The sequence below is a fragment of the Jutongia huaianensis genome (genome assembly GCF_014384985.1).
Classification (GTDB): domain Bacteria; phylum Bacillota; class Clostridia; order Lachnospirales; family Lachnospiraceae; genus Jutongia; species Jutongia huaianensis.
Genome location: NZ_JACRSX010000023.1, coordinates 28,517 through 40,993, shown reverse-complemented (window position 1 = coordinate 40,993; position 12,477 = coordinate 28,517). Strand labels below are relative to the sequence as shown.

General features: G+C 40.7%; 9 protein-coding genes and 1 pseudogene. 4 read left to right on the top strand and 6 right to left on the bottom strand.

Annotation, left to right across the window (positions count from 1 at the left end; translation table 11 throughout):
• Positions 1 to 51 precede the first annotated feature (51 nt).
• Genes deoC through H8704_RS12865 form a run of 3 tightly spaced genes read left to right on the top strand, consistent with a single transcriptional unit; the run spans position 52 to position 2,496 of the window.
• Positions 52 to 705, top strand: a complete 654-nt coding sequence (deoC, locus tag H8704_RS12875; protein ID WP_022465971.1) for a deoxyribose-phosphate aldolase — start codon at positions 52 to 54, stop codon at positions 703 to 705.
• A 29-nt stretch (positions 706 to 734) separates the two neighbouring features.
• On the top strand, positions 735 to 1,142 hold the full coding sequence (gene cdd / locus H8704_RS12870) for a cytidine deaminase (RefSeq protein WP_022465970.1): 408 nt from the start codon (positions 735 to 737) through the stop codon (positions 1,140 to 1,142).
• 22 nt (positions 1,143 to 1,164) lie between these two features.
• Positions 1,165 to 2,496, top strand: coding sequence for a thymidine phosphorylase (locus tag H8704_RS12865; RefSeq protein WP_249298526.1), 1,332 nt, complete (start codon positions 1,165 to 1,167; stop codon positions 2,494 to 2,496).
• A 4-nt stretch (positions 2,497 to 2,500) separates the two neighbouring features.
• On the opposite strand, the gene H8704_RS12860 is transcribed toward H8704_RS12865, so the two are convergent.
• The 3 genes from H8704_RS12860 to H8704_RS12850 form a co-directional block, all read right to left on the bottom strand.
• A complete protein-coding gene (locus H8704_RS12860) occupies positions 2,501 to 3,961 on the bottom strand; it encodes a leucine-rich repeat domain-containing protein (RefSeq protein WP_249298525.1) in 1,461 nt (486 codons plus the stop codon).
• A gap of 1,173 nt (positions 3,962 to 5,134) precedes the next feature.
• The gene (locus H8704_RS12855; RefSeq protein WP_249298523.1) at positions 5,135 to 6,322 is read right to left on the bottom strand and encodes a phosphopentomutase; all 1,188 of its coding nucleotides are present in this window, start codon (positions 6,320 to 6,322) and stop codon (positions 5,135 to 5,137) included.
• Positions 6,323 to 6,355: 33 nt separating this feature from the next.
• A complete protein-coding gene (locus tag H8704_RS12850) occupies positions 6,356 to 8,875 on the bottom strand; it encodes a hypothetical protein (RefSeq protein ID WP_249298521.1) in 2,520 nt (839 codons plus the stop codon).
• A 139-nt stretch (positions 8,876 to 9,014) separates the two neighbouring features.
• Between H8704_RS12850 and H8704_RS12845 the strand changes: the two genes are divergently transcribed.
• On the top strand, positions 9,015 to 9,371 hold the full coding sequence (locus tag H8704_RS12845) for a hypothetical protein (RefSeq protein ID WP_022465963.1): 357 nt from the start codon (positions 9,015 to 9,017) through the stop codon (positions 9,369 to 9,371).
• Positions 9,372 to 9,419: 48 nt separating this feature from the next.
• On the opposite strand, the gene rsmI is transcribed toward H8704_RS12845, so the two are convergent.
• The 3 genes and pseudogenes from rsmI to H8704_RS14425 form a co-directional block, all read right to left on the bottom strand.
• On the bottom strand, positions 9,420 to 10,262 hold the full coding sequence (gene rsmI, locus H8704_RS12840) for a 16S rRNA (cytidine(1402)-2'-O)-methyltransferase (protein WP_022465962.1): 843 nt from the start codon (positions 10,260 to 10,262) through the stop codon (positions 9,420 to 9,422).
• A 14-nt stretch (positions 10,263 to 10,276) separates the two neighbouring features.
• Complete coding sequence (locus H8704_RS12835) at positions 10,277 to 11,014, bottom strand: tRNA1(Val) (adenine(37)-N6)-methyltransferase (RefSeq protein WP_249298519.1); 738 nt, start codon at positions 11,012 to 11,014, stop codon at positions 10,277 to 10,279.
• Positions 11,015 to 11,546: 532 nt separating this feature from the next.
• Positions 11,547 to 12,464 (bottom strand): annotated as a pseudogene (locus tag H8704_RS14425) (PSP1 domain-containing protein); the annotation flags it as partial.
• Positions 12,465 to 12,477 lie beyond the last annotated feature (13 nt).

Here is a 12,477-nt window from a genome sequence, read left to right as displayed (position 1 = left end):
GTAAATTTAATTTTACCTTTTTGCGATGATATTGTGGAATGGAGGAAGATTATGGATAAAAATGAAATTATGAAAAGGGTTGACCATACCCTTTTAACACAGACTGCCACATGGGAAGAAATTGAAAGGATATGCAGTCAGGCAATAAAGTATAAAACAGCTTCGGTCTGTATTCCACCATCTTATGTGAAAAGAGCTTCGGAGTATCTTGCAAAAAAAATTCCTGTATGTACCGTGATAGGATTTCCGAATGGATATCAGACAACAAAAGTTAAAATGGCTGAGACAGAGGATGCTTTAAAAAACGGGGCAGAAGAAATTGACATGGTTATCAATCTGGGAGATGTTAAAAATCAGCAGTTCCATAAGATAAAAGAAGAAATTATGCAGTTGAAGAGGATTTGTGGAAATCACATTTTAAAGGTGATCATTGAAACCTGTCTTTTAACAGAGCAGGAAAAAATAAAAATGTGTCAGGTAGTTTCTGAAAGCGGAGCAGATTTTATTAAAACTTCTACCGGTTTTTCTACGGCCGGGGCAACATTTGAGGATATCATGCTTTTTAAAGCACATGTAGATTCTCATGTAAAAATTAAAGCGGCTGGTGGAATCAGTTCCTTTGATGATGCGGAAAAATTTATTACACTTGGGGCAGACCGGTTAGGGACAAGCCGTCTGGTAAAAATATTAGAAGCAGAACAGTAGAACAGACCAAATGAAATCAGGAGAGGAAGATGTCCATGAAAGAGTTGATTGCAAAGGCGATTGAAGCTAGAAAAATGGCTTATACGCCATATTCTCACTTTCAGGTAGGTGCTTGTTTGAAGGCAAAAAATGGTCAGATATTTCAGGGGTGCAATATCGAAAATGCAAGTTATCCTGCTACAAATTGTGCGGAAAGAACCGCTATCTTTAAAGCGGTTTCTGAAGGCATTACAGAATTTGAGTGTATTGTGATCGTGGGTGGAAAAGAAGGAGGAAAGTTAGAAATTTGTCCGCCATGTGGAATATGCAGACAGGTTATGGCAGAGTTTTGTAATCCGGAAAATTTTCAAATTATTTTGGCAGAATCAGAAGAAAAATATAAAACATTTCTTCTGAAAGAATTGTTGCCATTGAGTTTCGGGGGCAATTTATTATAAGTATCATAAGGGGGCAACGACTATGAGAATGTATGACATTATTGATAAAAAGAAAAAGGGGCTGGAGCTTACAGCAGATGAAATATCCTATGTGGTAGATGGATATGTGGCAAACGAAATACCGGATTATCAGGTGTCTGCTTTCTTGATGACAGTATATTATCAGGGGATGACCGAAAAAGAACTGTCCGTATTTACGGACAGAATGGCAAAATCCGGAGATATGGTTGATCTATCTGCCATTGATGGAATAAAGGTGGACAAACACAGTACAGGTGGTGTTGGCGATAAAACCACGCTGGCCGTAGCACCTTTGGTAGCTGCATGTGGTGGAAAGGTTGCCAAGATGAGTGGAAGAGGTCTGGGATTTACAGGTGGAACCATAGACAAGCTGGAATCGATTCCCGGTTTTCAGACGGCAATTCCGGAAAAAAAATTTTTTGATATTGTTAATACGATTGGACTTAGTGTGATCGGTCAGTCTGCAGAGATCGCACCGGCAGATAAGAAATTGTATGCACTCCGGGATGTGACGGCAACTGTAGATAGTATACCATTAATTGCGGCGTCTATTATGAGTAAAAAGCTTGCCTCAGGCAGTGATAAAATTGTGCTGGATGTCACGGTGGGAAGCGGAGCATTTATGAAAAATGCGGAGGATGCGATACAGCTTGCGCAGCGGATGGTTGAAATTGGAGAAAGAGCAGGACGTCAAACGATTGCTATTTTGACTAATATGGATGTGCCACTGGGAGTAGCAGTGGGAAATGATATTGAAGTAATTGAGGCAATCGAAACACTTCAAGGAAATGGGCCGGAGGATTTTGAAGAAATCTGTGTGGAATTTGCATCACAGATGCTTTATCTGGGAAAAATTGCAGATCTGCAGGAGTGTCGTGATATGGTTTATGATGCCATTGAAACAGGAAAAGGAATCGAAAAGCTGGCAGAGATGGTGAAAGCGCAGGGAGGGGATGAAAGTTATATTTATCATCCGGAAAAGTTTGAGGAAGCACCATATCAAAAGAAACTGATTGCAGATCAATCGGCATATATTTCTGCTATGGATACTGAAAAATGCGGAAAAACGGCTGTCATTTTAGGTGCGGGACGTGAAAAAAAGGAGAGCGTGATCGACCCGAAGGCAGGAATTCGTTTTTACTTCAAAACAGGAGAATATGTGGAAAAAGGGGAGGTACTGGCAGAGTTATATGCATCTGATCAGGAAAAGTTAAAAGATGCTGTAAAATATCTGAAAACAGCATATCAGTATAGTGATGCAGCAGTGACACCGATGGAAGAGATTATCGGATATGTTACACGGGATTACGTTCAACAAAGGATCATAGAATGAGTTATTAATAAATAATCTGACAGGCAGGCAGCTTTTTGATAAGCTGTCTGTACTCTTTTTGGGACACATTTGTACTGGATATGTTTAGTGTTTTTAAGTGGGTAAGCCGATATAAAACAGAGATATCTTTGATGTTTTTATTTGAAGAAATATCAAGATACTCTAAGGCGGTCAGTGAAGATAAAAATGACAGATCCCGGATCTTATTATAAGAAAGAACAAGAGTTTTCAGCCTGTTGCAGTCAGATACTGCAGACAGATCTGTAAGTTTGTTATCGTTCAGATAAAGTTCCTGCAGATTGTTAAAGGAGGAAATGCCGTCCAGATTTTTGAAAGAATTATTTCCGGCATAAATACATGTGATGTCAGAGGGGATTGATATGTTTTTTATGGTATTGTCTACAGCATCAGAAAAAAAATTATAATCCTGATTTTGAAGATCGATTTCTGTAATGGCTGGATTTTCTGACATTATGTTTTCTCCGGAGGTAATGGCGCCGGTTGTTGCGGTCACAGGACCGCCCGACGGAATGGATGTATCCAAAATGGCAATATATTCATTGGATTTGGCCGCTGTCATATAGACGGCATGATAACGCTGCAGAGAGATAATAAAAAATATAATGGAAAGCATCAGAAAAATACTTACAAAATATTGAATAAAAGAGTGACCGTTTTTTGGGACAGGCATTGTTTTTGTGTAAAAGAGAGGGTGGTTTTCACGGTGTAGTAATAAATTACTTAACTTCTGTGTTTTTTCATGGGAAGAAAGAGAAGCAAGAGCACGTTTTAACTCAGTAAGAGAAGCAAAGCGGTCAGAGGGATTCTTTGCCATGCCCCTGGATAAGATGTCCTGCATTTCATCAAAAAGAAAATCCTTCTGGAGTTTACAGATAGAATACAAAAGGCTGCAAATGGAATATTGCATTGCTGCTTTGAAAGCATGTTCATCTGTTAATGGATGGGTGTATTCTGGTGCAACGTAAGGATGTGTCCCTAAAATAGTACATTTCTCCAGATTAATATCTCCAAGGCAGAATATTCCCCTGGAGTTACGGTAAATATTGCATGGACTAATGTCGGCTTCATAGATTCCTGTATCACATAGAATAGATATAGCATCAATCATATGGGTACCCAGACAGAGAAGGTCATGAAAGGATAAACCGGTATCATATAAGATTTCTTTCAGGGACTCTTCAAGTGGATAGAAGACATATTCTCTGTGATGAATATGATGATGTGCTTTTGGAAGTAAAAAATGACTATCTGTTATATTGGACAGAGCTTCCTTCTTTCTTTTTGAAAAAATATGGGATGCGTATATTTTTAAAATATAATCAATCTTTGTTTCTGTATTTTGCACCTTACAGATTGCTACGTCTTTTGTAAATGATATGATTTTTATGAGATTCCAGATGGAGGAAAGCTCTGCAGGCAGAGTAAAAGATTTTGTCGTATTCATAGTTATTACAGACCCTTTCATAAATAATACTTTTTAATTTTGCGCTTTAAAAATTCTGGCAATCAAAAATTTGATTATGCACAAGTGAACAAGTCCCTTTATGCCGTGATTTATGATATTTTGACCGTGCAGGAAGCGGACGTTTTTTGTCCGGAATCCAACCTGCATGTGATGACATAAATACCTTTTTGCATAAAACAGAGTTTTAATGTGGAACAATGCTTTTTATTGTGAATATATTTATTCTTTATGTGACCCTTTGTGGATATATCCCATTTTAGGGAATCAGCGTCTGCTCCGTAAAAAGTGGATTTCAAAACAATTGTTTCGCCGCACTTTTTTTGAAGAAATGTGTTGTTTAATTTCAGGCTGAAGCTTTCAGTTTTTCTGGTATTTTTTTCAGACGTATCAGTATGTTGCGGTCTCTTGGTTTCCGGTAATGGTTTTTGAGGTGATGTTGTATGGTTTGCGGATGGTTTTTTGGTGAGTTTTTTTGTTTTTTTGGGTATCTTTTTTGAGTTGGTGTTTTTGTTTTTATTTGTGTTTTTATTGGTGCTGTTCCGATAAATGATATCATATGTTAGGGATTCATTTTTATCATTATATAATCCGAAAAGATAGCTTTTTCCGGCAGGAAAATAATAGAGGATTGTTAATTTACAGTGAATCGAATCCATAATGTAATGAGACGGCGGGTACAGATTTCCTTTTGCGTCATAGAGCTGAAAGGAGAGAGAAAGCTTTTTGGTGGAAAAAATCTCAATCGTGATTTTCCCTTCTTTTTCCTGCTCCGGAATACAGTAATAATGAAAGGAGCGAGAGGAAACAGAGGTACTGTATTGTTGTCCCTTTTGAAGTGTTTTTGCGTGTTTAATATCGGTATTGTTATGGGATGCCGTTGCTGCTTTCACAGTCATACTCCCTATGGAAGTATCGGCATAAGAAAATACTTTATCTGAAAAAAACAGACATATAATAATTGAAATAAATAAATTTCGGAAGAAAAGATGTTTTTTCATAAATAAGTCCTTTCTTCACCTCAAAACCAATTTCATTGTAGCGGATTTGTAAGAAAAAAACTATCCGTAATTCATTACAAAATTTTGTCAAAAAAAGAGACAGATTTTACGATAATCTGTCTCTCGGATAAAAAAATTATTGGTAATATTGTCGTTATTTCAGAATATTTTTTAGGAAAGATGTCCCATCCAGCTTCTGAGGTACTTTAAGGTAATCACAGATTGTCGTACCGATATCCGCAAAAGTAGGCCTTGTGCCAAGATTGGTATCCGGAAGAACAGGTTCTCCGGCAATCACAAGAGGAGTGTATTCTCTGGAGTGATCTGTAGATGGTGTACTTGGATCGCATCCATGATCTGCTGTGATCATTAAGATATCCTCCGGCCGTAATTTGGCCATAATCTCCGGTAGACGTTTATCAAAGTAGGAAAGGGCAGCGGCATAGCCGGGTACATCATTTCGATGTCCATATTTCATATCGAAATCTACCAGATTGATGAAACAAAGACCGTGGAAATCTTCGTCCATATATGCCAGTGTTTTATTGATGCCATCTTCGTTATCCTCTGTCCGGGTCATTTTTGTGACACCTTTTCCCGCAAAAATATCATTGATCTTGCCAACAGCCAGTACATCCTGGCCGGCATTTTTGATATTGTCCAGCATGGTATCCCGCGGTGGTGTCAGAGAAAAGTCGTGACGTCTGCTTGTGCGGGTAAAATGACCCGGTGTTCCAATAAACGGACGGGCAATGACCCGGCCTACGGCATATGGTCCCTGACAAAGCCTGCGGGCAGTCTCACAGATTTTATAAAGTTCCTCCACGGGAATAATATCTTCATGGGCGGCAATCTGCAGTACGCTGTCAGCAGAGGTATATACGATGATATTTCCTGTTTCCATATGTTCTTTGCCGTATTTTTCGATAACTTCCGTGCCGGAATATGGCATATTACAAAGAACCTTTCGACCGGTTTCAGATTCCAGGGAATGGATCAGATCCTTCGGAAATCCATTTGGAAATGTAGGCATTGCCTTTGGTGAAATGATTCCGGCAATTTCCCAGTGGCCAATCGTCGTATCTTTGCCGCGGGAAGACTCCTGCATACGCATAACGGCACCGGCAGGAGTAATCTGCTTTTTGGCCCATTCGTGACGTTCATGAACGCGGTTTCCATCAATCGCAAAGAAACCAAGCTTCTGCATATGGGGCATGTAAAAATGCTCGTCTGTGGATGCCGCATAAACGGTATGGCTTCCAACATCGCCAAAATCGGCGGCATCCGGTGCCTCACCGATACCAACGCTATCCAGAACAATTAAAAATACACGTTTACTCATAATACCAACCTCCAATCTAATTTTTATTTAATATCAGATATAACTGATAAATACATATCCGGCATTTTCAAAGAATTTCTCTGCACCGTTTAAGGACATTTTTGTGTTTGATCCGGTAGATGGATCAAACCAGCTTACGGAGCTGGAATTGTAGGAATTGATCAAAACGGCCTGAGAGGAATTCTTCATAGCAATAACAGGTTTTCCACTACTGACAAAATATAAAATTTCATCTACGGTACAGCCGGTCAGATTGACAGGTGTGCTTATATATTTTTTGAGAATATCCATTGTAGAGGCTCCCTTTAACAGGGAAGCATCCTCGGTAACCTGTGCAGACTGGAGCAGCATATGCAGGCATGCCTTCATGCTGGAAACATTTCCGGAGACTGTGGTTTTGTCCATCAGAGAAACGGTATTACTGAGGAATTTGCCGCCGCGCTCCCAGATAATATGATTGCGGTTATCCATAACGACACCCATCTGCTCGTCAGCCTGGCGGATTGCTGTTCCGGCATCATAATTTGAACCGGTAATGCCGCCATAAGCATAAATATAATATTTATCTGCCGCATTTTTCTGCGGATTATTGATATAAAAGGTGGTGTTTTCTGTTACCATTACATATTTGGTATATGTGATCTTTGGTTCTCCCTTCATCACAAAGCCTGCCGGCAGACTGATATATTTTTCTGTCAGCATTTTATCTGTGACTCTGGAAGCCAGGTCAAAAGATTTTGCTTTATTGTCTTGCTGATGTTGTATACTGTCATCGGATATCTTTTTAAAGTTCTGTCCTATTTTGCGGACACGTTTTAGCTGAATAATATCCTTATCAACCACGGTTTTTATAATATAGACATTTTTGGTCTCATACTCTTTCAGAATATCACCATGGCTGTCTGCAATGATCAGCTTGTAAACAGGAGAAATACGTTCTCCCTCCTGGGAGTTGTAAATATCAGAGTTTCTCACAAAACCGTATACGACACTGGAATCAATGGCTCCCAGTACCTTGATACTTTGATTTTTCTTTGCAGAAACTGTACGACTCTGTTCTGTTTCCAAATCAAGAATTGTAATGTGTGTGGCCGGTTTTTGGGACGTTGCATTGGACCAGACAAAACATTTTGCCTTTTCCAGCATTGCAAAATTGCCGCTGGATGCATTGCGGGTGAGAACGGTATATTGTCTGGAAGTAATATTGTATGCATATACTCTGTCATATAATGAAAAATAAAATACATTTTTGCGGTTTACATAACAGAAATCACCAAAATCCTCTTTTAACTGCTGGAAGCTTGTTTCCAGGGGAAGATAAATACGCTCATTGATCTGATTCTTTTTGGAATCGTAGCTGTATAGGATGATGCCTACACGACCCTCATAATCACCACAGTTCATATAACCGTAAACAACAAAGTCGATATTGCCATCGTTGTCAATATTGATAATGCGAATGTCATGCTGGTCATAATAATCCTGAATATAATTGGTAGAATCCTGCACAAAGGAAAATACCTGATTCAGCTTTTCTGTGGAGAGATCGTAATACCACAGATTACCGTTTCTGACAAATGCCATTTTTTTGTTATCCTCACTGGAGGAGATATTCAGATCGTCTACATTGGAAATACCAATCTTAAATTCACTCTGGGAGGTGGAGGTCAGCTCCGGATCAAAAACGGCTTCCATGGTACGCTGGAAATACAGGAGATATATGCGTCCTGTAGTATAGCGTACACGGTAAAATTCTTTTACCTGATAGGTCTCTGTACCTGTGTTGGTTTTCGTCTGGACATAATAGACCTGTTCTACAGCAGCAGTTTCGATATTCAGCTCTTTAATCGTTGGTGTACAGATAGAGAGCATCTTTGGTTTTAATTTATTCCAGGTGATCAGTTTTTTGCTGGAATAAATATTTACGTTTGCCAGAGTGGAATCATTGCTTCCATTGGTTTCCAGATAATTGTTAATATCAAATCCTTTTTCTTTACCAAAGGTTGCGTTGTGGAATTTGTTGACAAAGTCCAGCTTCTGTTTCAAAAAGAAATCGGAATCATAATATTTTACTCTGGTATAAAAATGAATACGTTTGCTGTAATTTGTCGTAAGCGTAATCTCCAGTCCATATTCTGTACTGGTATTCATTGCAGCATCCAGTGTCAGATGTGCGGTTTTTGTTCCGGTAGATTCGTCGAAGGCAGATAATGTACCGCTGCCAATGCTTTTGTCATTGGCAATATCCTTCAGATCATAATCAAGCCGCTTGATCTTCAGGTCATTTTCTGAAATGACCACATCAAAGGACTTATCTGCACCGATCGGCGTGATGGACTCGCGGATATTACCGCTATCCAGTTCACTGCTGTATCCGTGAAGTGTATTGATCGTGTATTTGTTTACCGTGAGATTGATCAACGGAAAAGCGGAGCTTTGCAGACTGGTTGCCGTCGCTGTTCCGACATTTATGCTGGGAATATGTTGTCCAAATATAAAAAGGGACGCACAAAATAATACAAATAATCCAAAACCTTTATAAAAATATTTCAAAATAAGCCTCCTGATCATACAAACATTCTTGTCTTTAGTATAGATTGTTCCCGATAAAAAGGCAAGGACAGTCACTAAATTTTAAGATTTCCATATAATAAAAATGAAGTATGTTTGATACAGGGAAGGACATAGAATTATGAGAAATAAAAGAGTAAATTATCCAAAGGGAAATGCGATGGTATTTCCATTAGAGCTGGCGCAGATACCGGAGGAAGAAAAGGTCCGGGATCTGAAGTATCTTTACCCTCTGGAGGTTACGGAATTAAACGGAATGGTTATGGATGTATGTGATCAGATGGAATATGATGGGAGTCCGATGTATGATCAATATCCGGATAAGGTGACAATGGAACGTATGGCATCGGGAATATGCTGTCATTACTGCAGACAGAGGGACAGAGTCGATCAAAAATGGCTGCGTCCCATGGTAGAGATCATGCTGTGCAATGAAATGAATTGCCGGCGGGAGAGAAGATGCCGGCATAATCGATAAAACCCGGTAGTAATTACCGGGTTTTAAAAATATGTTACACTGTATAAACTATAAATCTAATAATTGTTGGTAAATATCACGCTTGGAAACACCTCTGTCTTGTGCTACCTTTTTCATTGCTTCCTTTTTGGAAAGATTCTGGTCAAGATAGAGCTGCATATGTGCCTGAAGATCCATTTCCTTCCAGTTATCCTGTTTTTCCTGATCCAGGGTCTGCTGGGAGATGCCTTCAAGAACCAGAACATATTCTCCCTTTGGGTCGTTGTCAGTATAATAGGAAACAGCCTCAGATAACGTCATAAGCTGAACCGTTTCATGAAGTTTCGTGAGCTCGCGGCAGAGAGTGATCTTCCGGTCTCCGAGAGTGTTGTATAACTGCTTGAGAGTGGCGAGAAGATGATGGGGAGCTTCATATAAAACTACCGTTCTCGTTTCTGTTTTCAGGGATTCCAGAATAACGGCGCGTTCTTTTTTGTCCGGTGGAAGAAAAGCCTCAAAGGCAAAACGGCGTGTAGAGAGTCCGGATAAAGTCAAAGCAGTTACGCAGGCACACGCACCGGGCAGGGAAGTGACCGGAATCCCTGCTGCGTAAGCCTGGCGGACAATTTCTTCGCCGGGATCAGAGATGCCCGGTGTACCGGCATCTGTCACAAGAGCAATATTGGTTCCCTGGGCAAGCCTGGAAACAAGATAGGCTGCCTTGTCCACTTTATTGTACTCATGATAGCTTGTCATAGGTGTTTTGATCGTAAAATGATTTAAGAGTTTAATGGTATTGCGTGTGTCCTCTGCGGCAATCAGATCTACCTCCCGTAAGGCTCTTAACACTCGGAAGGTAATATCTTCGAGATTGCCGATCGGAGTGGCACATAAATATAAAGTTCCGGTCATTATTTTCTCCATTTCTAGCAGTGATATATATTGAGAATCTCCTGTGTATATTGTCCCGGAGCGGAATATATAATAAGAGGAGATTCTATTTTTACCATGGAATTGCCGCCACGGACTGCATCGATCAGCACCATATTGGGTTCCTTATGGGCAAATGGATGTACAAAGCGTATCCGTTTTGGTTCCAGTTTATATTTTGTAAGGCATGTGATAATTTCAATCAGACGGAAGGGTCTGTGTACCATTATAAAATGACCACCGGGTTTTAAAACCAAAGTGGCTTCCCGTATGACATCTTCCAGAGTACAGAGAATTTCGTGACGGGCGATCGCTTTGGGCATATCCGGATTTTTGAGTCCGTGATTATTATTCATATAAGGCGGATTGGTAATCACATAATCGTAAGATGCCTTGCCCAGAATTTGTGATGCCTCCTTTATATCTCCATCAATAATTTGAATTTTATCGGTGAGTCCGTTTAATTGGACACTACGTTTTGCCATATCTGCGCTTTCCAGCTGAATTTCCAGTGCATCAATGTGAGCAGCGTCTGTTTTTGCTGTCAGTAAAATCGGAATCACTCCGGTACCGGTGCCGAAATCTGCAACTTTACTGTCCGGCTGACAACCGGCAAAGGAAGATAACAGGACGGCATCCATTCCGAAACAGAATTTCTCAGGATGCTGTATAATATGATAACCATTGATCTGGAGGTCATCCAGTCGTTCTCCCGGCTTCAATTCTGCGTTCATAGCGGCTCCTTTTGTGATTTATTTAATGATTCTGTCGGCTGGAAGGACCGTTTTGTCCTTTGGTATTATTGTCCTGCCGGCGATTATTGTTATTTCTCCTGCCATGGAAGTTTTCCCGTTCGCTCTTTCTGCTGCGCTCTTCACGGAAACGCTCCGGACGTCCTTTTTCCCGGCGTCCGTCATTTTGGCGTTCATAACCACCGCGGAAGCTCTGCTCCTGTTTTTCGGTTTCAGGCAGGTGAATATTCTGGTTTTCATAACCACCTCTGCTTCTGGCAGGCCGTTTTTCGCGGTTATTATGCTGCGAATCACGATCCCTGCGGTTATTACGGGAACGGTTCTGATCCCGGCTATCTTTGTTCTGACCACGATTCTCTCGGTTTTGATCATCCCTGTTCTGACCACGGTTGTCCCTGTTTTGATTTCGATCCCGGTTACGATCTCTGCCGTCTCTGCGTTGACCGCGGGAACGTCTGTTATTCTCACGTTTTCCGCCGGACTTGCCGGTTTCTTCTTCCTGCTCCTGAAGCTCTTCCATATCCTGCTTTTCCATGATCTCAAGCTGTTCCAGTCCCTCAGCATCTACCATTTCGTTGAGGGATGCTTCCAGCTCAGAGCCTTCATTGGAAATCTGGTGATCCTTAAAGCTCAGATCGGCAACAGGGTATTCGCGAATCTCCCGTTCGCCGTTTTTTTTGGTAATCACAATCTTTACAAGCTGCTTTAATACACTGGTGCTCTGAACCTCACCGGTATAACCGTCAATGGTTTTCACCTGAGATCCGATGGATGGAAGAGAATGGTTCAGTTCTTCATAGGCTTCCTGCTCGTTTTTCAGACAACACATAAGACGTCCGCATACACCGGAGATCTGGGTTGGATTAAGGGAAAGTCCCTGTTCCTTTGCCATTTTGATAGATACCGGAGCAAACTCGGACAGGAAAGTATGACAGCAGAGAGGTCTGCCGCAGATCGCCATACCACCTAATAATTTCGTTTCGTCACGGACACCGATCTGCCGTAATTCAATTCGTGTGCGGAATACCGATGCAAGGTCTTTGACCAGCTCGCGGAAGTCGATACGGCCGTCGGCTGTAAAATAAAAAAGTAGTTTATTGCGGTCAAAGGTATATTCGGAATCGATGAGCTTCATTTTCAGATCATGTTTGTTAATCTTTTCCAGACAGATCTGATAAGCTTCTTTTTCTTTCTTTTCGTTCTCAATATTGGTTTTTTCATCCTCCGGAGTAGCCGGACGTGTCAGAGGCTTCAATGGAGAAACAACTTTGTCGTCTGTAACCTCTTTTGGTCCCAGAACAACGGTGCCATATTCGATTCCACGGGCGGTTTCCACGATAACATGGTCTCCCTTTTTGATGTCGTAGCCGGTGGGATCAAAGTAATATACCTTGCTTGATTTACGGAATCTGACTCCGATAATTAGTATCATAATATTTATGTCC